The sequence below is a fragment of the Cobetia sp. BMC6 genome, from assembly GCF_029991385.1.
Taxonomy (GTDB): Bacteria; Pseudomonadota; Gammaproteobacteria; order Pseudomonadales; family Halomonadaceae; genus Cobetia.
Window position 1 is genome coordinate 542,566 of sequence record NZ_JAKUMF010000001.1, and the last position, 25,276, is coordinate 567,841.

General features: G+C 62.6%; 17 protein-coding genes and 3 tRNA genes. 8 read left to right on the top strand and 12 right to left on the bottom strand.

Going from position 1 to position 25,276, the window contains the following annotated elements; all coding sequences use genetic code 11:
• The first annotated feature begins 20 nt into the window (after window positions 1-20).
• The gene (gene lon / locus MKZ40_RS02345) at window positions 21-2,468 is read left to right on the top strand and encodes an endopeptidase La (protein ID WP_175088548.1); all 2,448 of its coding nucleotides are present in this window, start codon (window positions 21-23) and stop codon (window positions 2,466-2,468) included.
• 303 nt (window positions 2,469-2,771) lie between these two features.
• On the opposite strand, the gene MKZ40_RS02350 is transcribed toward lon, so the two are convergent.
• Window positions 2,772-3,113 carry a YegP family protein gene (locus MKZ40_RS02350; RefSeq protein ID WP_043331370.1) on the bottom strand — a complete coding sequence of 114 codons (342 nt, stop codon included), beginning with the start codon at window positions 3,111-3,113 and terminating at the stop codon, window positions 2,772-2,774.
• Window positions 3,114-3,543: 430 nt separating this feature from the next.
• Between MKZ40_RS02350 and ilvD the strand changes: the two genes are divergently transcribed.
• Window positions 3,544-5,388, top strand: a complete 1,845-nt coding sequence (gene ilvD, locus MKZ40_RS02355) for a dihydroxy-acid dehydratase (protein ID WP_175088549.1) — start codon at window positions 3,544-3,546, stop codon at window positions 5,386-5,388.
• Window positions 5,389-5,591: 203 nt separating this feature from the next.
• Here ilvD and MKZ40_RS02360 read toward each other — a convergent pair whose 3' ends face one another.
• Together MKZ40_RS02360 and MKZ40_RS02365 are read right to left on the bottom strand one after the other, a co-directional pair.
• Window positions 5,592-7,205 (bottom strand): sensor domain-containing diguanylate cyclase, encoded by a 1,614-nt coding sequence (locus MKZ40_RS02360; RefSeq protein ID WP_175088550.1) that lies wholly within the window; start codon window positions 7,203-7,205, stop codon window positions 5,592-5,594.
• An 834-nt stretch (window positions 7,206-8,039) separates the two neighbouring features.
• Window positions 8,040-9,617, bottom strand: coding sequence for a helicase HerA-like domain-containing protein (locus MKZ40_RS02365; RefSeq protein ID WP_175088551.1), 1,578 nt, complete (start codon window positions 9,615-9,617; stop codon window positions 8,040-8,042).
• A gap of 646 nt (window positions 9,618-10,263) precedes the next feature.
• On the opposite strand from MKZ40_RS02365, the gene MKZ40_RS02370 reads away from it, so the two are divergent.
• Complete coding sequence (locus MKZ40_RS02370; RefSeq protein WP_175088552.1) at window positions 10,264-10,623, top strand: hypothetical protein; 360 nt, start codon at window positions 10,264-10,266, stop codon at window positions 10,621-10,623.
• Window positions 10,624-10,882: 259 nt separating this feature from the next.
• On the opposite strand, the gene nudE is transcribed toward MKZ40_RS02370, so the two are convergent.
• Window positions 10,883-11,479 carry an ADP compounds hydrolase NudE gene (nudE, locus tag MKZ40_RS02375; RefSeq protein ID WP_175088672.1) on the bottom strand — a complete coding sequence of 199 codons (597 nt, stop codon included), beginning with the start codon at window positions 11,477-11,479 and terminating at the stop codon, window positions 10,883-10,885.
• 201 nt (window positions 11,480-11,680) lie between these two features.
• On the opposite strand from nudE, the gene yrfG reads away from it, so the two are divergent.
• From yrfG to MKZ40_RS02395, 4 genes are all read left to right on the top strand, one after another.
• Window positions 11,681-12,391 carry a GMP/IMP nucleotidase gene (gene yrfG, locus MKZ40_RS02380; RefSeq protein ID WP_175088553.1) on the top strand — a complete coding sequence of 237 codons (711 nt, stop codon included), beginning with the start codon at window positions 11,681-11,683 and terminating at the stop codon, window positions 12,389-12,391.
• Window positions 12,388-12,780: a S4 domain-containing protein gene (locus tag MKZ40_RS02385; protein ID WP_175088554.1), complete on the top strand. Its 393-nt coding sequence runs from the start codon at window positions 12,388-12,390 to the stop codon at window positions 12,778-12,780. The genes yrfG and MKZ40_RS02385 overlap by 4 nt, the downstream gene beginning before the upstream one ends.
• Window positions 12,781-12,934: 154 nt before the next feature.
• Entirely contained in the window at window positions 12,935-13,849 is a 915-nt protein-coding gene (hslO, locus tag MKZ40_RS02390) for an Hsp33 family molecular chaperone HslO (RefSeq protein ID WP_175088555.1), read from the top strand.
• A 309-nt stretch (window positions 13,850-14,158) separates the two neighbouring features.
• Window positions 14,159-15,718 (top strand): phosphoenolpyruvate carboxykinase, encoded by a 1,560-nt coding sequence (locus tag MKZ40_RS02395; RefSeq protein ID WP_175088556.1) that lies wholly within the window; start codon window positions 14,159-14,161, stop codon window positions 15,716-15,718.
• Between the two features lie 147 nt (window positions 15,719-15,865).
• Here MKZ40_RS02395 and MKZ40_RS17195 read toward each other — a convergent pair whose 3' ends face one another.
• Together MKZ40_RS17195 and MKZ40_RS02405 are read right to left on the bottom strand one after the other, a co-directional pair.
• Window positions 15,866-16,813 (bottom strand): lytic transglycosylase domain-containing protein, encoded by a 948-nt coding sequence (locus MKZ40_RS17195; RefSeq protein WP_175088557.1) that lies wholly within the window; start codon window positions 16,811-16,813, stop codon window positions 15,866-15,868.
• 175 nt (window positions 16,814-16,988) lie between these two features.
• The gene (locus MKZ40_RS02405) at window positions 16,989-18,719 is read right to left on the bottom strand and encodes a proline--tRNA ligase (RefSeq protein ID WP_175088558.1); all 1,731 of its coding nucleotides are present in this window, start codon (window positions 18,717-18,719) and stop codon (window positions 16,989-16,991) included.
• A gap of 265 nt (window positions 18,720-18,984) precedes the next feature.
• On the opposite strand from MKZ40_RS02405, the gene MKZ40_RS02410 reads away from it, so the two are divergent.
• Window positions 18,985-20,418 carry a hypothetical protein gene (locus tag MKZ40_RS02410; RefSeq protein ID WP_175088559.1) on the top strand — a complete coding sequence of 478 codons (1,434 nt, stop codon included), beginning with the start codon at window positions 18,985-18,987 and terminating at the stop codon, window positions 20,416-20,418.
• Window positions 20,419-20,462: 44 nt separating this feature from the next.
• On the opposite strand, the gene MKZ40_RS02415 is transcribed toward MKZ40_RS02410, so the two are convergent.
• The 6 genes from MKZ40_RS02415 to uvrC form a co-directional block, all read right to left on the bottom strand.
• Window positions 20,463-20,915 (bottom strand): STAS/SEC14 domain-containing protein, encoded by a 453-nt coding sequence (locus tag MKZ40_RS02415; RefSeq protein WP_175088560.1) that lies wholly within the window; start codon window positions 20,913-20,915, stop codon window positions 20,463-20,465.
• A 309-nt stretch (window positions 20,916-21,224) separates the two neighbouring features.
• Window positions 21,225-21,309: transfer RNA gene (locus MKZ40_RS02420), tRNA-Leu, on the bottom strand.
• A gap of 489 nt (window positions 21,310-21,798) precedes the next feature.
• Window positions 21,799-21,872: transfer RNA gene (locus MKZ40_RS02425), tRNA-Cys, on the bottom strand.
• Between the two features lie 112 nt (window positions 21,873-21,984).
• Window positions 21,985-22,059: transfer RNA gene (locus tag MKZ40_RS02430), tRNA-Gly, on the bottom strand.
• Window positions 22,060-22,215: 156 nt separating this feature from the next.
• Window positions 22,216-22,764 (bottom strand): CDP-diacylglycerol--glycerol-3-phosphate 3-phosphatidyltransferase, encoded by a 549-nt coding sequence (gene pgsA, locus MKZ40_RS02435; protein ID WP_043331361.1) that lies wholly within the window; start codon window positions 22,762-22,764, stop codon window positions 22,216-22,218.
• Between the two features lie 250 nt (window positions 22,765-23,014).
• Window positions 23,015-25,048: an excinuclease ABC subunit UvrC gene (gene uvrC, locus MKZ40_RS02440; RefSeq protein WP_282627769.1), complete on the bottom strand. Its 2,034-nt coding sequence runs from the start codon at window positions 25,046-25,048 to the stop codon at window positions 23,015-23,017.
• Window positions 25,049-25,276 lie beyond the last annotated feature (228 nt).

Consider the following 25,276-nt stretch of genomic DNA (forward strand, 5'->3'; position numbering starts at 1 on the left):
CCTGGTTTCATGAGGGTTGCATGCCACGTCACGAAGAGATTTCCGATAACGACGATATTCTTGCCGGCTTCGAGGATGACAGCCAGTCACAAGAGCCTTCCTCCTCCTCGGGTGGGTTGGTGCCGAGTGGCGACCAGCTGCCGGAGCGTATCTACCTGCTGCCGATCCACAATCGCCCGTTCTTCCCGGCCCAGGTCCAGCCGCTGGTGATCAACAAGCAGCGTTGGGCCGAGACCATGCAGCTGGTCGGCAACACGCCGCATCATGCTGTCGGTCTGGCCTTCGTCGGCGATGTCGAGGTGGATGAGCTGGGGGTCGAGCATTTCCCCGAGATCGGTTCCGCCGTGCGCGTCCACAAGCCCGAAGACGGCGCTGATCAGGTGCAGTTCATCGCCCAGGGGCTGCGTCGCTTCCGCATCACGCGCTGGCTGTCGCGCAAGCCTCCCTATCTGGTCGAGGTCACCTATCCGCGCGAACCGGTCGATGCCGAGAGCGACGAGGCCCGCGCCTATGCGATGGCGATGATCAACGGCATCAAGGAGCTGCTGCCGATCAACCCGCTGTACGGTGAGGAGCTCAAGCAGTACCTCAATCGCTTCAGCCCGCATGAACCGGGCCCGCTGACCGACTTCGCCGCCGCCATCACCTCGGCCAAGGGCGCTGAGCTGCAGGAAGTGCTGGAGTCGCTGCCGGTGATGGAGCGCATGCAGAAGGTGCTGCCCCTGCTGCGCAAGGAAATCGAGGTCGCACAGCTGCAGACCGAGATCTCCCAGCAGGTCAACGCGCAGATGGAGAAGCATCAGCGCGAATTCTTCCTGCGTGAACAGCTCAAGGTCATCCAGCGTGAACTGGGCATCTCCAAGGATGATCGCGAGAACGACGTCGATACCTTCCGTGGCCGTCTCGACGAGCTCAAGGTGCCGGAGCGTGTCCAGTCGCGCATCGATGACGAACTCGACAAGCTGTCAGTGCTGGAGACCGGCTCGCCGGAATACGGCACCACACGCAACTATCTTGACTGGCTGACCTCGCTGCCATGGGGCATCACCTCCACCGATCAGCTCAACCTGGCCCACGCGCGCACCGTGCTCAATCGTGATCACGATGGGCTCGATGATGTGAAGTCACGTATCGTCGAGTTTCTGGCCGAGGGCACCTTCAAGGGCGATGTCGGCGGCTCGATTCTGCTGCTGGTCGGCCCGCCCGGTGTCGGCAAGACCTCCATCGGTCGCTCCATCGCCCAGGCGCTGGGGCGCGAGTTCTATCGCTTCTCGATCGGCGGGATGCGAGACGAGTCCGAGATCAAGGGGCATCGCCGCACCTACGTGGGCGCCATGCCCGGCAAGCTGGTGCAGGCGCTCAAGGAGGTCAAGGTCGAGAACCCGGTGATCATGCTCGATGAGATCGACAAGCTGGGGCAGTCCTTCCAGGGCGATCCGGCCTCGGCGCTGCTCGAGGTGCTGGACCCGGAGCAGAACGTCGACTTCCTCGATCACTATCTCGATGTGCGCCTCGATCTCTCCAAGGTGCTGTTCGTATGCACCGCCAACACGCTGGACAGCATCCCCGGCCCGCTGCTGGACCGCATGGAGCAGATACGCCTCTCCGGCTACATCGCCGAGGAGAAGATGGCGATCGCCAAGCACCACCTGTGGCCGAAACTGCTGACCCGCGACAACATCCCCAGGAAGCGCATCAATCTGAGTGATGCCGCGCTGCGTCAGGTCATCGAGGGCTATGCGCGTGAGGCCGGCGTGCGCCAGCTGGAGAAACAGCTGCACCGCATCGTGCGCAAGGCGGCGGTGAAGTTGCTGGAAGAGGAGCTGCCGACCGTGAAGGTCTCGGTCAAGAATCTCGAGGAATTCCTCGGTGCGCCGATCTTCCGTCGTGAGAAGGTCCTGGCCGGCGAAGGCGTGGTGACCGGGCTTGCCTGGACCAGCATGGGCGGTGCGACTCTGCCCATCGAAGCCACCCGGGTGCATGGCCTGACACGTGGCCTGAAGCTGACCGGCAAGCTGGGCGACGTGATGCAGGAGTCGGCCAACATCGCCTACTCCTACACCCTGGCCAACCTCGAAGCCTACGATGCCGAGGCCGACTTCTTCAACGAGTCTTTCATTCACCTGCACGTGCCTGAGGGCGCGACGCCCAAGGATGGCCCCAGCGCCGGGGTGACCATGACTACGGCATTGATGTCGTTGGCCAAGCGTCAGGCCCCGCGCAAGGGGCTGGCGATGACCGGTGAGCTGACCTTGACCGGCCAGGTGCTGCCAGTGGGCGGTATCCGCGAGAAGGTGATTGCCGCGCGGCGCAGTGATATCTACGAGCTGATTCTGCCGCAGGCCAACCAGCGCGATTATGATGAGCTGCCGGAATACCTGAAGGAAGGCATGATCGTGCACTTCGCGGCGCGCTACGCGGATGTCTCGCGTGTGGTCTTCGACAGTGACAGCGCCCAGCGTCATTGAGTGGTGTGTGATCAGCGGCGAGGCGTGAGTGACAGGCGCTGATCGCCAGGCCCTGAGCGCCAGATGCTGAGCTCGACCAGCGCCTAAGTCAGCCGCAGGACGACAGAAGCCCCGCCAATCGGCGGGGCTTCTGTCGTTACTGTGCTTTCTGCTGCCTGTACTTTCTTCTTGGCGTGCTTTTTTCCTGCAGTACTTTCCTCTTCCTCTGCTTGGGTCTGTCGATTGGCTGTCGATTCCGAGAGAGCGATTGGAAGGGTGATCGGGAGGGCGATCGTGAAAGGGGCTGGTCAGCCTGGCTCGTGCTCAGGCGGTGTCGAGTTGCTCGAGGACGGCCGCCTCGGCGGCATTGCGCCCGACGCTGGCGATGCCGTTGTCGCGGCCGGATTCCGACTTGTACATCTGACTGCGACCGATCTGCTGGCTGTTGGCGGCCAGCAGCGTGAAATAGAAACGTCCGTCCTTGGCGACTTCACGGGTGAAGCGTTTTTCCTCGACGGCATTCTTGCGCACGGACTCCACGCCGTTCAGGCAGCCGCGCTTGTCGGCATAGCCCTGACTTTGCAGGATCTTCTCGCCGTTGCCTGCCTTCAGCGCAAAGTAGAACTTGCTGTCCTTGCCCCGTGTGATGACGAATTTTCCGGCCATGGGTGACTCCTGTTCCTTGTGAGTGTCTGGCATTGCCTGATGTGTCGTCCTTCAGTGTAATCAGCGCCTCCCGCCGCAGGCCCACGCTAGAGGCCGCTTCATTCAACGCTTTTGGCGCTTGTCGGCATCTTTCTGGGCTGCTGATGGCGTGGGCGGTGCTATCTGGTAGGCAAGCAGGGCCGGGACATGACAGAATTGACCCCAGGTAGACAGCGTTGACCCAAGAGGCACGCGTCTCCTCTGGACACCAGGTGTGCGTACCCCGAGCGGGGCGCCGCCTGACCAAAACAGAAGCCGCTCCCGTGCGGAGTGATTCTGCAGAGGATTGCGCAGAAAGAGCTGTGTCAATTATCTGACCCTGTCAGGCGCAATTCCATGAATCAGTCCCTCTTCGCGCAGGAGAGCGGCCAAGCATCTTGACGAGGACACCATGCCAGAGTATCGCTCCCGTACGACCACTGCAGGTCGTAACATGGCCGGCGCTCGCGCCCTGTGGCGCGCCACCGGCATGAAAGATGGCGACTTCCAGAAGCCGATCATCGCCGTTGCCAACTCCTTCACCCAGTTCGTGCCGGGCCACGTCCACCTCAAGGACATGGGGCAGCTGGTCGCGCGCGAGATCGAGAAGGCCGGCGGCGTCGCCAAGGAATTCAACACCATCGCGGTCGATGATGGCATCGCCATGGGCCATGACGGCATGTTGTATTCCCTGCCGTCGCGTGACCTGATCGCCGACAGCGTCGAATACATGGTGAATGCCCACTGTGCGGATGCGCTGGTGTGCATCTCCAACTGTGACAAGATCACCCCGGGGATGCTGATGGCTGCAATGCGCCTCAACATCCCGGTCATCTTCGTCTCCGGCGGCCCGATGGAAGCCGGCAAGACCAAGCTGCTGGATCACGGCCTCGATCTGGTCGATGCCATGGTCATCGCCGCCGATGACAGCGTTGACGACGAGACGGTCGCCGAGATCGAGCGCAGCGCCTGCCCGACCTGCGGCAGCTGCTCGGGCATGTTCACGGCCAACTCCATGAATTGCCTGATGGAAGCACTGGGTCTGGCGTTGCCGGGCAACGGCACCGTGCTGGCCACGCACTCCGATCGTCGTCGCCTGTTCGAGAACGCCGGGCATCGCATCGTCGAGCTGGCGCGCCGTTACTACGAAGGCAACGAAGAGCATCTGTTGCCGCGTGCCATCGGCTCCCGCGCCGCCTTCGCCAACGCGATGACGCTGGATATCGCCATGGGTGGCTCGACCAACACCATCCTGCACCTGCTGGCTGCCGCTCAGGAAGCCGGTGTCGACTTCACCATGTCCGACATCGACAAGCTGTCCCGCAGCGTGCCGCAGATGTGCAAGGTGGCGCCGAACACCCAGAAATATCACATCGAGGATGTCCATCGTGCCGGCGGCATCATGGGGATTCTGGGCGAGCTGGACCGTGCCGGCGTGCTGGATACCTCAGTGCCGACCGTCTATGGCGACTCGCTGTCTGCGGCGCTGGAAGAGTGGGACATCATGCGTTCGCCCACTGATGAAGTCATCGAGTTCTATCGCGCCGGCCCGGGTGGTATCCCGACCCAGACCGCCTTCTCGCAGAGCGCGCGCTGGCCGAGCCTGGATGGTGATCGCGCCCAGGGCTGTATCCGCGACTACGACCATTGCTTCTCCACCCAGGGCGGCCTGGCCGTGCTGTACGGCAACATCGCACTCGATGGTTGCGTGGTGAAGACCGCTGGCGTCGATGACTCCATCCTGGTCTTCGAAGGCCGTGCCTACGTCTGTGAGTCACAGGATCAGGCGGTGGAAGACATCCTGGCCGACAAGGTCAAGGAAGGCGACGTCGTGATCATCCGCTACGAAGGGCCGAAGGGCGGTCCGGGCATGCAGGAAATGCTCTACCCGACTTCCTATCTCAAGTCCAAGGGGCTGGGCAAGGCGTGTGCGCTGCTCACCGACGGTCGTTTCTCCGGCGGTACCTCAGGCCTGTCCATCGGCCACGCGTCTCCGGAAGCGGCGGCGGGCGGCGCCATCGGTCTGGTCGAGCATGGCGACACCATCCTGATCGACATCCCGAACCGCACCATCAACGTCAAGCTGAGCGACAGCGAGCTGCATGAGCGCCGTGAAGCGATGGATGCCCGCGGCAAGGATGCCTGGAAGCCGAGCATCCAGCGCAACCGTCGCGTCTCCGCCGCGCTCAAGGCCTATGCCTTGCTGGCGACTTCCGCTGACAAGGGCGCCGTGCGTGACCTGAGCAAGCTGGACTGAGTGTCGGTCTCGGATATCTGACTCGGTCTCTGAGCAGGCCTCTGCACTGAAACACCGCGCAAGCCTGTGTGACTCCTGTATGTCTTCTTTGTGAGTACTGAGTGAGTCAAACGACAACGGCCACCCTTCGGGGTGGCCGTTGTCGTTGATGGGAATGTGTCTGAAGGGCATCCGTGGCAGGCCGCACACACGAAAGGCGCCACTCAGGGCAGATCGGGCGAGGGGAAGCCGGACGGTGACTGGGGGCTTGCGAAGGTGTCGGTCGGGATGACCGGCTCAAGCTCCAGGAAACGCACGCGATTGCGTCCCTGGCGTTTGGCTTTCTTGAGTGCGTGCTGGGCGCGCTCACAGAGCTCGAGTCGATTGGCCAGCGTGAGCGTATCGGGCGCCGGGTGATAGCAGGTCAGCCCGATGCTGCAGGTGACCGGCCCATCGAGACCATGCAGTTCTGCCGTGGCATGGCGGACGCGCTCGGCGAGTATGATGGCGCCGCTGGAATCGGTCTGGCCCAGCACCGCAATCAGCGAGCCATCATCACGCTGGTTGAGCAGGTCGCTCTTGCGTGTCGCGTTGCGCAGGATGGTGGAGACCTGTTGCAGTGCGCGGTCTCCTGCGGTGCGGCCGTACTGGCGATTGAAGTCGGTGAAGGCATCCACGTTGAGCAGCAGGATCGACAGTGGCTGCCCATGACGTGCACTGCGCGCGATCTCGCCATCCAGCTGCTGCTCGAAGATCTCGGCGGGCAACAGCTTGTCCAGCACCGACGGCGCGGCCGGGCCCGAGGGTGCCATGCTGGCCAGCTTGTGCCGCATGCGGGCCAGGCTTTCCTCGTGGGAGCGTCGCTCGCTGAGGTCCTGGTGCTGGCTGAGAATGACGCCGGAGTGGCCGTCGATGATATCCAGATGCAGCATGACTTCGATGATCTGCCCCTGTCTGCCCAGATAGCGATGCGGCTGCTCGAAGTGGGTGATCTCGCCGGCTTGCATGGCCAGAAGCGCCTCCTGACAGGCCTGCATGTCAGCAGGGTGAGAGACATCCTCCAGCGCGCCACGCTGCAGTTCACTCCTCTCCGTCCCCAGCAGCTGCGCCAGCGCCGGGTTGAGACGTGTCCAATGACCATGGAAGTCCATGATCGCCATCGGAAGCTGGCAGCGCGAGAACAGCAGCTCCATCTCCTGGTAGGCGAGGCGCAGGTTGCTCAGTTCACTGGCAAGCCGCTTGCGCTCATTCTCGCGATCGATCAAGCCTCCCAGAAGGCTGGCCAGTGTCTCGACCAGTGCACGATCGCTGGCGCTGAAATCTGCCGCGCGCGGTGAGCTGTCGCCGAAGCAGACGGTGCCGGTCAGACGGCCTTCGGTCCATACCGGGGCGGCGATATAGCTCTGGAAAGGCATCGATTTGAGGGCCGGATGCGCCTCGAGTGCTGACGTGGTCGCGATATTGGCGTAGGCGATGCAGCCAGCCTGCTCAACGACTTCATTGCAGTAGGTCTCGTTCAGCGGTGCTATCGCGCCCTCGACCTTGCCGGGCGGCGGATTGACCGCCGCCATGATTTCATAGCGATTGGCCTCTGCGTGACCCAGGATGCCGGTGGTCATCCCCAGCAGGCGGCAAGCGGTCACCAGGTACTCTCTGAGCTGTTCGTTGAAGGTTCCCGCAGGGGCGAGTGTCAGGGCAAACAACGCTTGCAGCTGGGCGGGAACGAGATTCTCATTGAGGAAGACAGTCGCGGCGGCGGCCTGTGGCGAGAGATCTGAGGTATCAACTGGACTCGAGTGCCCCGAGAAGGGGGGTCGCGCGGGCGGAGTAGGCAGCATGTGACATCCTTATCTTGCATGTTGCGGGGAGAGGGAATGACCAAAGAAAGAGTATGGCGGTTGGGAGCGATGAACGGGCGTTTTGCCGGGGCAGGAAATCAACTGTTCATACACGTAAGACTGGCGGGGCCTTTTGAGGTGCGACTGGATCAGAGGCGCGCCGGGACGTGACTCTGGTGGTGGTACAAAAGAAACGGGGAGACCGGTCGATGGCTGATCGACGGCCTCCCCGACAAGTTCTTTCTCTGCCCACCATGATGCGTCGTCATGCGTGGCAGAGTCTGTGTGCCGCTTGTCCTGTCATCCGTGTCCTGTGCCGTTTCACACCTTGTATCACCGGTGGGGGCAGGCAGGATCCCGCTGGTGTCATGCGTAACGCTCCTGGCTCAGGCGGCTTCTGCCAGCTGAGGTTCCGCTGTCGCTTCCATATCGATGGCTTCCAACGCCAGTTCGATCGAGAACCAGTTGTCGTTCAGCCACAATTCCAATGCTTCATTGCTCATGCACATCGTCAAGTCTCCCCGAGAGTAGTGGCAAGCGCGTGTGTGTCATGGTGTGCTGCCGGTAAGCAGCAATCATCAGTATGGCGTCTCCTTGCCGAGAGCGAATGAAGTTTGCGCGACGATATGATGTCAGCAGTCTTGGATAGCGAAAGCAGGACATCACCCATGGTCAAATTCCCATGGGTGATTTCCTGCTTTTTCGTGAAGGGTGAGTCTCTCAGTCTCGAGAGATGCTGCTTGCCAAGGAAAGCTTCTATTTGCCAAGGAGCGCTTCAGGCTGCTGGCGTGGCGTCACGCTGTAGGCGTGGTCTCAGACTGAAAGGAGCGATCCTCAGCGGCGAGTGAAGGAGCGCAGCAGACTGCGAATCAGTGACCGACCCAGCTGCGACCCCAGGGCGCGCATCACGGACTTGAGCAGGGTCTCCATGACGCCCTGACGCTGTCTGCCGCCTGAGTGTGGGGCGCTTTCGGCCACCGGACTTGTGTGCTCGGTGTCGCGGCGGGTAGCGCTGGCAGCGGCTTGAGCGCTTCCATCACGTTCTGTAGCAGGCGGCGTGGTGTCAGGCGTTGTCGCTGGCGTCTCCTCCGGCCGAGCCTGGGCCATCGCCGAGCTCGTCAGTTGCGCCTCGAGACGCTCGTGAGCCGATTCACGGTCTATCACCTCATCGTAGCGACCGGCCAATGATGAGCTTGCCAGCAGCGCTGCGCGCTCGCCGTCACTCAACGGGCCGATCCGTCCACGCGGTGGGGCGATCAAGGTGCGCTCCACCTGGGTGGGCGTGCCCTTGCTGTCGAGCACCGAGACCAGTGCCTCGCCCACGCCCAGCTCCGTGATCACCTGAGCCGTATCGAGGGTAGGGTTGGGGCGGAAAGTCTCGGCAGCGGTCTTGACGGCCTTCTGGTCGCGCGGAGTGAAGGCGCGCAGGGCATGTTGGATCCGATTGCCCAGCTGGCCGAGCACGTCATCGGGGATGTCGGCGGGGGATTGGGTCACGAAGTAGACGCCGACCCCCTTGGAGCGAATCAGGCGCACCGTCTGCTCGAGGCGCTCAAGCAATGCCTTGGGAGCGGCATCGAACAGCAGGTGGGCCTCGTCGAAGAAGAACACCAGCACCGGGCGATCGGCATCGCCGTGCTCAGGGAGGGTGCGAAAGAGCGTCGACAGGAACCACAGCAGGAAGGTGGTATAGAGGCGTGGGCTCTGCATCAGCTCACGCCCATCGAGCAGATTGATGAAGCCGCGTGTCTGCTCTCCCTCGCCCGTGGTTGCCAGCATGTCATTGATGTCGAGCGCCGGTTCGGAGAAGAAGCGCTCGCCGCCCTGGGTGGCCAGCACATGCACCCGGCGCAGCATGGCACCGAGGCTCTGGGGGCTGACACTGCCATAGCGCTCCTCGAAGTTTTCGCGCTCACGCTCGATATGCTTCAGCAGGCTGATCAGGTCCTTGAGGTCGATCAGCTCCAGCCCTTCACGCTCGGCATGATCGAAGGCCAGGTGCATCAGGCCACTCTGGGTGTCGTTCAATTCCAGCAGGGTCGACATCAGCTCAGGCCCCATGGAAGCCACGCTGGCACGCACCGCATGCCCACTCTTGCCGAACAGATCCCACAGCCTGACGGGAGCGGCCTGAGGCTGCCAGTCATTGATGCCGAGGCTGGCGAGGCGTTCATCGACGCGCGGATGCGGGTTACCCGCCGCGGCGATGCCGGAGAGGTCACCCTTGACGTCGGCGGTGAACACCGGCACTCCCATGCGCGAAAACTCTTCTGCCAGCACCTGTAACGTGACGGTCTTGCCGGTACCTGTCGCACCGGCGACCAGGCCGTGTCGATTGGCCAGTGCCCCGGCTAGCGTGATGTGGCCCTTGGGTCCCTGTCCGGCGAGTCCCCCGATCAGCACGTCTGGCATGTGAGTCTCCTGTCATTCAGGTGGTAGCGGTGCTTGCAGAGGGAGGTGTGGCGACCACTGGCGATGACCGCAGAGATGGGCGATGTCATGGAGCTGTAGGGTTACAAAATGTTTCGTTGAGTAAAATACTGCAAGCCATCTTGCGCCACTTGACGCATGGCGTCAGGAAATCGACATGCGGAAAGCCGCCTGATGAGCGGCCAGAAGCCCATATGGGCGCTAATTAAACGCGAGTCGATATCTCACTCTTGTATAGGAAATCTGGAGAAAAGATATTTTTCTTTCCCTTCTCTGCTTGAAAGTCAGGCCCTGTAGTTCCATATCTTTAGGCATCAGGGCGCATGTGATGCAACACGCCTCGGCAGATTGACGCTTTCGTCAAGAATGACACCAGCAGGCTCGAGTACAACTCTGGTGACGTTTTTCAAGAATGCTCCGACAAGCAGCCGACGCGCTAGAGGATGTTTGAGACATGCGCCGCAAAGATTTGACGCAGTACCACAAGACGTCGTTGAGATTGGTAGAAGCGTCTTGTGGAGCCTGGAACTCGAGACACCCAGTCTCGGGATTCTTGAAGGCTTACCGGCAACGGCCGAGCGAATCATCTGCTCGTCTCTTGCAACAGACCGCTACTGGAGGATGGATCATGAAGAAGCTGACTGCTGCACTTTTCGCGACTGCCCTGGCACTGCCGACCACTGCTGCCTTTGCCGAGCACCACGAGTCCAGCAACACCGGTTCCGCCAACACTGGCGCCCACTCCACCAAGGTAGAGGGCGGTACCGCTGCGGGTCATGAAGATGGCAAGGTGTATAATGATACCGAACGCAACACCGAGAGTGGTTCTGCCAACACCAAGAAGGATTCCATGATGGTGGAAGGTGGCACGGCCCAGTCCGAGTCCGCCAAGCACGGCAAGGTCATGGACAAGGGCGAAGACCACATGGGCGTCAGCCCGGAATCCGGCTCGTCCAACACCGCCGATGGCAGCATGAAGACCGAATAAACGTGTCTTGACGGTCTGGTCCCAGGTCAGACCCGCAATGGATCTTGCGGTGCCTGAACGAGTCGCCAGCACGACCCGCTTGAGCGCATCGCGAGTGAAACGACAAGCCCCCGCCATTGGCGGGGGCTTGTCGTCGTATGGGGGCATGCAAGGCAGGGTGTGGGGGGGCAGGAAAGAAGGGGGGCTGGGCGCTTGTGGCCAGTGCCTTGTTGCCAGTGCTTGCCATCAATGCCTGCCAACAGCGCTTGCCAGCAAGTCCCTACCACCAGCGAGGGCTGTAGGTATCTTCCCCGGCCAGCAGGCGTTCGCGGGCCATGAACAGCGCCGCGACCGCACGCGCCTCGTGGAAGTCCTCACGTGCCAGCAGCGCCGGCAGCTCATCGAGGCGGTGGCGCTCGACGACCAGCGGTTCCGGTTCATCGCCCGGCAGGCGCTTTTCGAACAGATCGCGCGCCAGCATCACGTTCATGCGGTGATCCATGTAGTTGGGCGCCAGGCTCAGTTCGGCCAGTGGTTCGATGTTGTGTGCGCCATAACCGCATTCTTCCATCAATTCGCGATTGGCGGCGGTCACCGGGTCCTCGCCCGGGTCGATCAGTCCCTTGGGCAGGGTCAGCACATATTGCTCAGGGCCAGCGGCATATTCGCGGATCATCAGCACGTGGTCGGGGTCGGGCATGGCGACGATCATCACCGCGCCGTGACCGCCGCTCTTGAGGCGCTCGAAGCTACGGGTGGCGCCATTGGAGAAGGTCAACTCCAGCGCCTCGACGGCGAACAGGCGCGAGCGAGCGACCTCGCGGCGTGAGTCGATCCGCGGCGGCGTCAGCGTGTGGCTGGTGTCTGATTGATTCATGGTCGGGTGAACGGTATCTGGCGCATCATCCATCGCAAGTCCTCGCGAGGCAGTATGAGAAGAGAGAATACTGTCGCTCATCGTGGCAGGCCGCCGCGAGCGGGGCAATCACAAGCCGCCATCCCCCCTTGTTGCACATGCGCGCCCGTGGGCCATGCTTTACACTATGTGGCCAAATTTCCCTCTGGCTGACAGAACCCGATGCTTGACTGGAACACTATCGACACCGTGCTGTTGGACATGGACGGCACTCTGCTTGACCTTCACTTCGACAGCCACTTCTGGCTCGAACATCTGCCCAGGCGCTATTGCGAGCTGCACCGACTCGATGAGGCGCTGCAGGCCGATCTCAAGGCGCGCATCATCAGCGAGTCCGGCACGCTCAACTGGTACAGCCTCGATTACTGGAGCCGTGAGCTCGAGCTCGACGTCGTCGCCCTGAAGCGTGAAGTGCAGCACCTGATCGGCTATCGCCATGAGGCCGAGGACTTCCTCGCCTGGCTGCGCGATCAGCCGCAACGCGTGGTGCTGGCGACCAACGCCGACCGTCATGGCATCGATCTCAAGTTCGCGCTGACCGGCATGGGCGACTACTTCGACGCCGTGGTGTCGTCCGCGGATCTGGGCCACGCCAAGGAAGAGCAGGCCTTCTGGCACAAGCTCAACGAGATCGAGCCCTTCGATCCGGCGCGTACCCTGTTCATCGATGACAATCCGCAGGTGCTGGAAAGTGCCCACACCTATGGCATTGCCCATCTGCTGGGCGTGCGTCAGCCGGATTCGAAGCGCCCTGCGCGTGATTTCGAACGTGTGCACGGCCTGGACGGCTTTGCAGTGCTGACACAAGGCGCGGGGCCCGAGGTGGACAATGCCGGAGTCTCGAGCGACGGGGAGGGCAAGGGGGCGTCATGAGCGATCAGGTACGTATCGACAAGTGGTTGTGGGCAGCGCGCTTCTTCAAGACGCGTGGCATGGCCAAGAAGGCCATCGAGGGCGGCAAGATCCAGTACAACGGCGGCAAGGTGAAAACCTCCAAGACCGTCGAGATCGGCGCCGTGATCGAGGTGCCGCAGGGCTGGGATCGCCTTGTCGTCGAGGTGCTGGCCCTCAGCGACCAGCGCCGTGGCGCGCCCGAGGCCCAGAAGCTCTATCAGGAGACGCAGGAGTCCCGCGAGCGCCGTGAGCGTGAGGCCGAGACGCGTCGCCTCGGCAATCAGGGCATGACGCCGCCTCCCGGCCGTCCTGACAAGAAACAGCGCCGCAACATCCATCGCTTCCAGCGTCAGGATGCCGATAGCTGAGCCAGCGCGAGTCACCGCCGGGTGCCTTGGCACCGACCGGCAGAATTTCCATACCGATGTGTGTCAGCACATCGTTGTTGGCGGCCTGACATGGGGGCGCTTGTGCGCTCTCCCTTCACGCCTGCCTTGAGGTCCCTCAATGAGCGAACACGACATGCAAGATTCCCATTCCACTGACGATGCGGCCGCGCCGAGCTTCGATCAGATCCAGCGCTTCCTGTTCGATGCCACCAACGTGCGTGGCGAGATCGTCACACTCGACAAGGCCTACGCCGAGGTGCTCGATCGTCACTCCTACCCACAGGCCATCTCGCGCCAGCTGGGCGAGATGCTGGCGGCCGTGGCTCTGCTGACCGAGACCATCAAGCTCGATGGCACCATGACGCTGGAAGTGCGCGGCACCGGTATCGTGCGCCAGCTGATGGCCGAGTCGAACCCCGGCGGTGAGCTGCGCGCCATCGCTCGTCTCGGCGATGAAGCGGTGTTGCCGACGGAAGAGTCCAGTCTGCAGGAGCTGGTCGGCCAGGGGCAGATCGTGATCACCCTCGACCCACGTGAAGGCAAGCGCTATCAGGGCATCGTGGCCATCGATCAGGACAGCCTCGCCGGCTGTCTGGAGAGTTACTTCAGCCAGTCAGAGCAGCTGCCGACCCGCCTGTGGCTGATGGCCGATGGCAAGCGCACTGGCGGCGTGATGCTGCAGCAGCTGCCCAACGATGAGGCCAACAAGGACCCGGATGCCTGGGAGCGCGTCGTGCACCTGGCCGAGACCCTCAAGGCCGAGGAGCTGCTGGCGCTGGACCAGCAGGAAGTGCTGCATCGTCTCTATCACGAAGAAACCGTGCGCATCTATGAGCCCAAGGCGCTGCGTTTCGGCTGCACCTGTTCGCGCGAGCGTCTGGGCGCTGCCCTGCACAGTATCGCCGCCGACGAGCTGCGTCAGATCGTCGCCGAGCAGGGCGAACTGGCCACCCAGTGTCACTTCTGTCATACCCGCTATTCCTTCAGTGCCGCGGAAGTGGAAGCGATCATCGAAGATCCTGACGCCGAAAGTCCCGTCGTGCATTGAGCTTTTCCCAACGCGCCGGCGACTGGCCCCAGGTACGATGATTGTCTGACATATCGTCGTCCGTCAGGCGGCGGCGCCTGCGCCAAGGTGTTGCAACAATGGGCGTTTCCGCCCGACACCCTTTTTGCCATAATGCCTTGCCAGCACAGGGCCGGATGCCCTGTGCTGGTGGTATCGACGGTGTCATGGCATGCCGTCATGCGCGATCGGGCAGCAACGATCGATCACAAAATAAGCCTGTGGCATGTACCTCGGGCATCTGGCTTCAGCCATCAAGAGAGAGGGCGGCCCTGAGCCGCGGAGACGCGAATGAGCAAGCATCAAGACAGTGCGGTGACCACTCACACCAATCTCAGCAGCGCAGAGCTGATCGAGCTGGCAGTGGCTCGCGGCGAAGGACGTCTGGCCGACAACGGCGCGCTGGTCGTGGAGACGGGAGCCCGTAGCGGACGCTCCCCGAACGACCGCTTCATCGTCGACGAGCCGTCCACTTCGGACGCCATCGACTGGGGCAGCGTCAATCGCCCGTTCAGCCCGGAGCGTTTCGACGCCCTGTGGGAGCGCGTCGAGGACTACCTCGGCGAGCGCGACAGCTTCGTCTCCGAGCTGCATGTCGGGGCTGACCTCGAGCACTACCTGCCGATCCGCGTGACCACCGAGACGGCCTGGCACAACCTGTTCGCGCGTACCATGTTCGTGCGTCCGGACAGCTTCAATGCCAAGGACAAGAGTGAATGGACCATCCTCAACGCGCCGCACTTCACCTGCGAGCCTGAGCGTGATGGCACCAACTCCGACGGCGTCGTGCTGATCAACTTCGCGCGTCGCCGCGTCCTGCTGGCCGGCATGCGTTACGCCGGTGAGATGAAGAAGGCCATGTTCTCGGTGCAGAACTTCCTGCTGCCGGAAAAGGACGTGCTGCCGATGCACTGCTCCGCCAACGTCGGTGACGACGGCGAGACCACGCTGTTCTTCGGCCTGTCCGGCACCGGCAAGACCACCCTGTCCGCCGACCCGGCGCGTCATCTGATCGGTGATGACGAGCATGGCTGGGGCGAAGGCACCGTCTTCAACATCGAAGGCGGCTGCTACGCCAAGTGCATCGACCTCTCCGAGAAGAACGAGCCGGTGATCTGGAGCGCGATCAAGTTCGGTGCCGTGCTGGAAAACGTGGTGCTGGATGACCGTCGTGGCGCGGATTACGGTGATGACCGTCTGAGCCAGAACTCGCGTGCCGCCTACCCGCTGGAGCACATCGAGAAGCGTGTGCCGGAAAACCGTGCCGGCGAGCCGAATGCCATCGTCTTCCTGACCTGCGACATGTCCGGCGTGCTGCCGCCGGTGTCCGTGCTCAGCAAGCAGGCCGCTGCCTACCACTTCCTGTCCGGCTACACCGCCAAGGTCGGCTCCACCGAGATGGGCTCCACCGCTGGTCTGGAAGCGACCTTTTCCACCTGCTTCGGCGCGCCGTTCTTCCCGCGCCCGGCACGTGAATACGCTGACCTGTTGATCAAGCGCATCGAGGCCTTCGGTTCACGCGTCTACCTGGTCAATACCGGCTGGACCGGTGGCTCCTACGGTGAGGGCGGCTCACGCTTCTCCATCCCGACCACGCGCGGCATCATCAGCGCGATCCAGAACGGTGCTCTGGCGGACATCGAGACGCGTCACATCGACGTGCTCAACCTGGATGTGCCGGTGCGCGTGCCGGGCGTCGACTCCAGCCTGCTCGACCCGCGTGAGACCTGGGAAGACCGCGCCGCCTACGATAGCAAGGCACGTGACCTGTCAGCCAAGTTCGTCGAGAACTTCAAGAAGTTCGCCGGCGTGGATGAGGCGATCATCGCGGCAGGCCCGACCCTGGTCTGACGATCAACGGGATTGATCGCAAGCGGTAAGCAAGAAGCCTCGTCCGGTATTCCGGGCGAGGCTTTTTCGTGTCTGCTGCCTTTCTCGTCAACAGCTGCTGTCATGCCAGTAGGTCATGTCAGGCGCTGTCGGGCGTGTCAGAGCCTGTCATGGACTGCCGCCGGCGGCCAGCGAGCGGTTGGCAGGGCCGTCGAAGGTGCTCTCGGCGGCGAGCGGGTCCTGGCCTTGGGCAGCGCCGGTATGTTGCTCGATACCCTCACCTTGCTCAGCACCACCACCTTGCTCAGCACCACCATCTTGCTCGAGACCGTGGCGTGATCCGGCCTGGCTCGGCTCAGTGCTGCTGGACTCGGCGCGTCGTGACGTATCTTCGTCAGCGGTGTCGACCAGGCCTTCGGGCGAGTGCTCGGCAACGAAGGGCGCCGGCGGCTGATACCACCAGCGGGTTGTCCAGGCTCGCATCACTCGCTCCGGGTACCAGGTCTTGCCGAGGCTGCCGTTGTAGCGCGCCAGCGCATCGGTGATGTCACCTTTCTCGCGCTTGAGGTAGTGGGCAAGAATGGTCGCGCCGTAACGCAGGCTGGTGTCCTGATCGAGCAGATTGTCGCCGGGCTCGCCGATCTCACGCTTCCAGAAGGGCATGACCTGCATCAGGCCGCGCGCCCCGGCGTGGGAGACCGCGGTGGGTTTGAAGGCGCTCTCGACCTGGATGACGGACAGGATCAGCTCCGGTGCCAGGCCTGTGCGCGTCGCTTCGCGGCGCACCTTGCGCAACAGGTCGATGCGCGCGGCGCGGTCGGGCATGTAGCGCTCCAGCCGCTGCTGCATGCTCAATACCCAGTGCAGAGCATCGATGGGGTCCTCGAAGGCCTCGGGCTCGGCCAAGGCCTCGCGCAGGCTGTCACGCAGCCCCGGCGACAACCCATGCTCGGGGATCGCAGCGGCGGCCTGCACAGGGGGGCTTGTCAGGCCGGTAGACGCGGCGCTCAGCGTCAGCAGGACAGCGGCCAGCCATGGGCGCAGGCGGCGATGTAAGGTGTCGCCTGCAGCGCCTGTCACGGGCGGCGCTGAAGGGGAAATCGATGAGATGGTCATGCGCAGTCCCTGCGTATCAATCATGGCGCCATTATGCCGTTACCGCGGCGTTGACGGTAATGGGATGTTCAAGGAAGGCACATAACGAGACAGCCCGCCCCTCGAGAAGAGGAGCGGGCTGTCCCGGGTACTGCGCTAGCGTCAGCCGCGAGCGAGTGGCTCAGGCGGCTCGAGTTCAGCTCGCGCTGCGCTCGGCCAGGAAGTCCAGCAGGCTGTCGACGGCGATCATGGTCGCTTCGTCATCGGTGCGACCCTTGTACTCGTACTCGCCATTGTCGAGACCGCGATCACCGATCACCAGACGATGCGGAATGCCCAGCAGCTCGCCGTCGGCGAACTTGTTGCCCGGGCGCAGATCACGATCATCCAGCAGCACGTCGTAACCGGCAGCCGTCAGCTCCTGATAGACGCGCTCGGCAGTCTCGCTGACACGCACGGACTTGTGGGCGTTCATCGGCACGATGGCGACCTGGAAGGGCGCGATGGCTTCCGGCAGCACGATGCCGCCCTTGTCGTTGCCCTGCTCGATGGCAGCGGCGACCACGCGGGTCACGCCGATGCCGTAGCAGCCCATGGACAGCGGCTGTGCCTTGCCGTTCTCGTCGAGCACGGTGGCGTTCATGGCCTCTGAGTACTTGGTGCCGAGCTGGAAGATGTGACCCACCTCGATACCGCGTGCGATATCGATCACGCCCTGGCCGTCCGGTGACGGATCACCGGCGACGACGTTGCGGATATCGGCGATTTCCGGCAGCGGCAGATCACGCTCCCAGTTGAGGCCGAAGTGGTGCTTGCCTTCGATATTGGCACCGGCACCGAAATCGCTCATCAGCGCGACGCTGCGATCGATGATGATCGGCATCTCGAGGCCGACCGGGCCGAGGGAACCGAAACCGGCACCGACGGCGGCGCGCACTTCCTCATCGCTGGCCATGGTCAGCGGCTCGGCGACCTGTGGCAGGTGCTCGGCCTTGATCTCGTTCAGCTCGTGGTCGCCACGTACCATCAGCGCGATCAGACCACCTTCGACGCCTTCGGCCGCCTTGACGATCAGCGTCTTGACGGTCTTCTTGATGTCCAGGCCATGCTGCTCGACCAGCGCGGCGATGGTCCTGGCGTTCGGCGTGTCGACCAGCTGCATCTCCTGGGTCGGTGCCGCGCGCTCAGGCGTCTCGCCCAGCGGAGCCGGCAGCGCTTCACACTTCTCGATGTTGGCGGCGAAATCGGAGCCGGTGGAGAAGGCGATGGCGTCTTCACCGGAGGCGGCCAGCACGTGGAATTCGTGGGAGCCGGTCCCACCGATGGAGCCGTTGTCGGCGATGACGGGACGGAAGTCGAGACCCAGGCGCGTGAAGATGCGCACGTAGGTGTCATACATCACCTGATAGGTCTCTTTCAGGGATTCTTCGCCCAGGTGGAAGGAGTAACCATCCTTCATCACGAACTCGCGTGAGCGCATCACACCGAAGCGCGGACGAATCTCGTCGCGGAATTTGGTCTGGACCTGGTAGAAGTTGGCCGGCAGCTGCTTGTAGCTGTTCAGCTCACGACGCGCGAGGTCGGTGATGACTTCCTCGTGGGTCGGGCCGACACAGTAGTCGCGCTGGTGACGGTCAACCACGCGCAGCAGCTCGGGGCCGTACTGCTCCCAGCGACCGGACTCCTGCCACAGCTCGGCTGGCTGCACGGCTGGCATCAGCAGTTCCTGGGCACCGGAGCGGTCCATCTCTTCACGCACGATGCGCTCGACCTTGCGCAGTGTGCGCAGGCCCAGTGGCATCCAGGTGTAGAGGCCGGAGGTCAGGCGACGGATGAAACCGGCCCGCAGCATCAGCTGGTGGCTGACGACTTCGGCGTCGGACGGGGTTTCCTTGAGAGTGGAAATCAGCAGTTGACTGGCACGCATGGGCTCAGCGATCCCTCGACTTGTCGCTTTGATCGGTACGCTTCGCAGTCGCGAAGCATGAACAGGCAGGTCTTCGGCACGCCTTTTACAGGCGTATCAGCGAAGCAGACTGAGCGCATTGTACTGCCGCGAGCCTTGGAGGGGCAAAGTGCATGGCCTGACTGGAAAAATCCGCGCCGGCCTGCCGATACTGGTGACACGGGATTTCCCTTTGGAGAGAGCCGTGAACGGGTTTCTCGGGGAGGTCTGACAAGGAGACAAGGATATGTCGTCGCTCGATCAGCGCTTGGGATGCGTGCGCGCCAGACATCGCTGGCCCTTGAAGGTGGGGCTTGTGTTGCTCGTACTGGGAGCGTGCCTGAGCGCCTCCCTGTGGCTGGTGAGTCTTTTCCTGCCGATCCCTTTCGTCGATGAGGGAGTGCATTTCGCGCAGGTTCGCCAGTTTCTCGCCGGCGACTGGGGTCAGCATCCCAAGCTGACCACCCTGACGCTATATCACGCCACCATGGCGGTGACGTTGATGACGCTCCAGACGTTGGGGGAGTGGCTCAATCTTCCTCTCGCAGCCGACGCCATGGCCGGACGCTGGCCTGAGATGCCCTCGGTTGACTGGGTGCGAGGTCTGTCGTTGCTGGGCTTCAGTGCCATGGCATGCATGGTCTGGCGGGCGCTGCCGAGCGTCTATCGGCGCCTGGACCCCATGCTCGATGAGAGCGGCGCCCGGCAACAAGCGAATCGTCAGAGCTGGCAGTGGCTATGGCTGCCGATCATCTTTCCCTATCTGGCGCTGGTGTATACCGACCCGTGGATCATCGCCCTGGTCGCGCTGCAGCTCGTCGCGCTGGTGCATGAGCGGCGCCTGGCGTTGCTGGCCTTGATCCTGGTCGGGCTCGGCTTGCGGCAGGACAGCATCGTGCTGCTCGGGCTGTGGGGCGGTCTATTGCTGTTCATGGCGCATGCGCAGTCTGGGGCTCACTCTCAGGCTGTCGGCATGGCGCCACCGCTGCGCTCGCCGTTGCGTCAGCTTTCTGTCTGGTGGGGCCTGATCGTGCGCTGGTGGTGGGTGGCCGTGATTCCGGTGGCCGCCTTCATCGGGTTTGTTCTCTGGAACGACGGCATTGCCATGGGCGATACCGGCCGTCATCAGGCCGGTTGGCACACCGGCAATCTCGGCTATTACCTGGGCGTGATCGGCGTGGTGTTTCTGCCGTTGTGGCTGGCCGACTTGCCGAGGCAGTGGCATCTGCTGTGGCGTCTGTGCACCCAGGGTGCCTGGCCATGGCGGGGCATTCTGCTGCTGATGGCGCTGGCGGGCGTGTGGGTCATGCTGGTGATGAGCTTTGAGGTGACGCATGACTACAATTTCCAGCGCTGGACGATCCGCAATACCTGGCTGTTATGGCTCAATGACCACCCGGTGGGGCTGTGGGTCACCATGTTGCTGACCACCAGCATGGCACTCTGGTGGCTGAGGGCGCCGCTACGGCTGGGGCATGGTGGCCTGCTGTTGGTGATGCTTGCCTTGATGGTCTGCACGCGTGAGCTGATCGAGACGCGCTACATGCTGCCCCTGGTCACGATCTTCCAGCTGCTGCGCTGTGCAGAGCGAGCGGAAGTGGAGCGCGCGATGACGCTCTGGGCAGTTTCGATGGGAGCGCTGCTGATGGCGGGATTGGTGCTGACGCGCACCCTGCCATGAGGCGGTGGCAGGGTGTTTTGGAGGCTCACTCGATGGCGGGGGCTTCAGGCCTGATGGCGTTTCGCCGCCGGGGTCTGGGCATCATGACCGGTAGGGGTTTTATTGGCACCAGCACCGATGCCAGAGCCACCACGCGGTGGCTCGGCGACCCAGGCATAGGCAGCCTCGCGCTCGTCGGGCGAGAAGTGGCGCACCTCGATGGAGCGCACCAGATGCTTGCTGAACTCAGTGACATGGCGCAACCAGTCGGCCTTGCTGATGATGGCTTCGCGCTCGAAGTCTCCCAAGTGGCGCAGGGCATAGCCGATATCATTGAGCAGGGCGGCGGGCGTGATCAGGCCAAAGCGTTCGATTTCCACCAGCAGCGAGATTCGCTCATGGCGCGCCAGGCGTTCGTCGCATTCCTTGATGATGGGGGCGAGCGAAGCCTGATCGATATGCCCCGCGAGATGCAGGGCGACAACGTGATCGGCGGGACTCTTGAGCAGTGTCAGCATGTTTGGCTCCTGCACTGATGCATGTTGGCTGGGCGAGCCGTGCTGGAAACCAGCGCTGGCGTCGCTACCTCTTCAGTGTAGTCGCATGTAAGCCGCTTGCTGGCGTCTGGCCGAGCGATTGTCGGCACTGTTCGTGTCGAGGAGCTGCCAGCAACGGCTATCTCCTTCGGCATCTGGCCGCGAGGCATGACGAGCGGAGCAGTGCTCAGGCACCAAAAGCATCAGACTCGAAAAGTATCAGGCATGAAAAAGCGCCGCCCCTCGTGAGAGGAGCGGCGCTCTTGAATTCAGTATGACTCTTGCTTGATCTGGTACGGCCAGCCGGACTCGAACCGGCACGCCCGAAGGCAGGAGATTTTAAGTCTCCGGTGTCTACCGATTCCACCATGGCCGCGCAGACTGGCGCATAACTTATCATATTTCAGATCAAGGTCAACTTTAATGGTAATGACACCTTGCTTAATACGTGATTTAACTGACTGTTATGCAATGAAATTGCGACGCTGAATGGTCATCGTGAGCGGTGACATTGAAACAGGAGAGCAGAGCGATTTTTACCCGGCATGATCACGGCAAGCGACGCGAAAAGGTGCGCGGTGGAGAAGGGCAGGAAAACAGAGGGTCAGCACCGAGCGCGAAGGCGCACAGGGGGAATCATTCATGGGATCAGGGCGGCTGTCAGAATCACTGGACGGATGAAAACAGAGATATCACGTGGCAAGGCAACGACTTGGCAAGACGTAGACCAGGTGATAGTCAGGCGAAAAAAGCGCCAGGGTTGCAGCAATGCAAATCGAAACAAGCAAGGGAAGTGTGACGACCCGAAGGGGGTGGGTGTCATAGCCATTCCAGAGAGAAACAGGGGATGTTTCGGTATCTGAAATGGAGGCTGGAGTCGGAATCGAACCGGCGTACACGGAGTTGCAGTCCGCTGCATGACCACTCTGCCATCCAGCCTCAATGATCGAGATATCAGTCGAAACTGATGCCTGATCCGAGGAGTATCCACTGATGCTGCTGCAGATACATGAGTCAGTAAATCAGGTGGATGTTGCGCTACCTGTGTTACTGGAGCGGGAAACGAGATTCGAACTCGCGACCCCAACCTTGGCAAGGTTGTGCTCTACCACTGAGCTATTCCCGCTGAACTCGAGGTCGAATTATACGGATAATTCCCATGCTGTCAAACAGTTAATGAAAAATTGTCTCGCGAGTCAGGTCGCTGGAAACGAAAACGCCCACCGGCCATAGGGGCGGTGGGCGCTGAGGCATTCGCAGCATCTCGTGGCTGAACGGGGTGTCAGACCGAGCGTACCAGTTCCGGCCAGGCGGCGCGCAGGTAGCTGATCATCGACCACAGCGTCAGCGCAGCCGAGATATACAGCAGGGCGAGGCCGGCGTCCCCTCCGACACTGCCCGGGGCGAAGAACAGCAGCATGAACAGGGCGAGCATCTGGGCAGCCGTCTTTAGTTTGCCGACCCAGGACACCGCGACACTGCCGCGCTTGCCGATCTCGGCCATCCACTCACGCAGTGCCGAGATGACGATCTCGCGACCGATGATGACCAGGCTCGGGATGGTCATCCACAGGCTGTCGTAGCGTTCTATCAGCAGGCCCAGTGCCACCGCGACCATCAGCTTGTCGGCGACGGGGTCCAGGAAGGCGCCGAAAGGCGTGGTCTGATTCCACAGGCGGGCCAGATAGCCATCGAACCAGTCGGTGATGGCGGCCAGTGCGAAGAGCAGCGCCGTCAGCGGCAGGCTCCATGCATAAGGCAGATAGAAACATACCACCAGCAGCGGAATGAACAGGATGCGGATCAGAGTCAGGATATTGGGGATGCTCATCGTGACGGCACGAGTCCTTGCATGAAGCGTAGGTGGCTGGGCGCAATCGAGGGCGAGTCGAGCCCCTGAAGAAAGCCGTTCGATTGACGCCGCACAAGTCGTCTATTCTAGCCTGCCGGCGGCGCATTCAGCCATGCCAAACGGCAGGTTATTCAAGCCAACGCTCTGTCACTCTTCCTTGAGCGTTGAGTCGATGGTGCCAGAGGCCACCATGTCGTGCACGGGAGGCAGCCATGCAGCGTCTGATTCATCAGCCATGCAGCGCCTGGTGGATCAGCTCGGCGAGCGATTCGCTGATGCCGGGCACGCGGGCCAGTTCCGGTTTGGAGGCCTGTTTCACCCCCTGCAGACCGCCGAAGAACTTGAGCAGCTCGCGGCGCCGCTTGGGGCCGACTCCCGCGATTCCCTCCAGACTTGAGGTACGCCGCGCCTTGTCGCGTTTGGCGCGGTGACCGGCGATGGCGAAGCGGTGCGATTCATCGCGCACATGCTGGATCAAGTGCAGCGCCGGTGAGTGGCTGTCGAGGTCGAGGGTGTCGTGCACCGTCTCGATGAACAGCGTCTCGAGCCCTGCCTTGCGTGTGGTGCCCTTGGCCACCCCGAGCAGGATGATGTCGGTCACGCCGAGTGACTCGAACACCCCGCGCGCCATGTTGAGCTGCCCCTTGCCGCCATCGACCAGCAGGATGTCCGGGCGCTTGCCTTCGCCTTCCTGCAGGCGCTTGAAGCGCCGCGTCAGCGCCTGCTGCATGGCGGCGTAGTCATCGCCGGCCGTCACGCCTTCGATATTGAAGCGCCGGTAATCCGACTTGATCGGGCCGTCATGATCGAAGACCACGCAGCTGGCCACGGTCGCCTCGCCATGACTGTGGGAGATGTCGAAACATTCCAGTCGCTTGGGCACTTCATCGAGTCCCAGCGCATCGCGCAGCGACAGGAAGCGGTTGGACAGCTGCTGGCGGCTGGCCAGCTGGGTGGCCAGATGTTGCTCGGCGTTGGTCTGCGCCAGTGTCAGCCACTGGGCGCGATGGCCACGCACCTGATGCGCGACCCGTACCCGGCGTTCGGCCTTCTCGCTCAAGGCGCCTTCCAGCAGGTTGGCGTCCTCGAGGGCCAGCGAGGTCAGCACCTCATCGGGCATCTCCCTGTCCTGGCCGAGATAGTACTGACTGACGAAGCTGGTCAGCAGCTCGCTGCTGGTCAGGTCCAGGCCATTGCCCGGCGAGAAGTGGCGCGCGCCGAGCATGCGACCCTGGCGGACCGAGACCACACTGATGCAGAGTCCGCCGGGGCGCTCGGCCAGCGCCAGGATGTCGGCGTTGCCGGTGCCGGTGTCGACGTATTGCTTCTCCTGCATGCGGCGCAGCTGGGCGACCTGATCACGCAGGCGAGCCGCTTCCTCGAATTCCAGCCGCATGGCCGCGTCTTCCATCGCCTGGCTGAGCTCGTCGGTGACCTTGTCGCTCTGGCCGTTCAGGCACATCACCGCATGTTCCATGTCGCGGCGATAATCCTGCTTGCTGATGTAGTCGACACACGGCGCGGTGCAGCGGTTGATCTGATATTGCAGGCACGGGCGCTCGCGGTGGGCGAACACCGAATCCTCGCAATTGCGCAGGCGGAAGATCTTCTGCATCAGCGTCAGGGACTCGCGCACCGCGACGCTGCTCGGGTAGGGGCCGAAGTAGCGTCCGTCATTGCGCTTGTGGCGCACGCGCTTGAACTCCAGCGCCGGATAGTCGTGATGCTGGCTGATGAAGACGTAAGGGTAGGATTTGTCGTCACGCAGCAGGATGTTGTAGGGCGGGCGCAGCTCTTTGATCAGGGTCTGCTCCAGCAGCAGGGCCTCGGTCTCGCTGCGCGTGATGGTGACCTGTACATCGGCAATGCGTCCGACCAGCGCCTGGGTCTTGGCATTCAGGCCGGTATTGCGGAAATAGCTGGAGAGGCGCGCCTTGAGACGCTTGGCCTTGCCCACGTACAGCACGTCACCGGCGCTATCCAGCATGCGATAGATGCCGGGCGCGTCGCTGACATGCTTGAGGAAATGGCGGGCGTCGAAGCCGGTTGCCTCGCTGCCCTGCAGCAGGTCACTGCTCGCGTCGCTGGTGATCAGGCGGCTGGAGACACGCGCGGCGTCTCTGCGCGCGCGGCTGTCAGCGTGCGCACTCGCTGATGAGGCCGGCTGGGCATCAGGCTGGCTGGCGGTGCCTGCCGGGTCCTCATTCTCGGACGACCGGGAAGTGGTGTCCGTCATCGTGGGATCAATGTGCTGCTTGGCCATGAGGTTCCTCGTCCAGAGATGCCTCGAGTCTATCAAACAAGGGCGATTGCTCGCAGGCATGGGGGCAGCAGAGCCATGCTGCAATGCCTGCTGGCAGGAAAGGCGCCTGTCGGGACGTGCTATGCATGAAGGTCTCAGACAGAAACACCTCATGCAAGAACGCCACCCGGGGAAGGTGGCGTTCTTGCATGAGGCGTTATCGGCGCTGCTCGGGAGTGTCACGAGCAG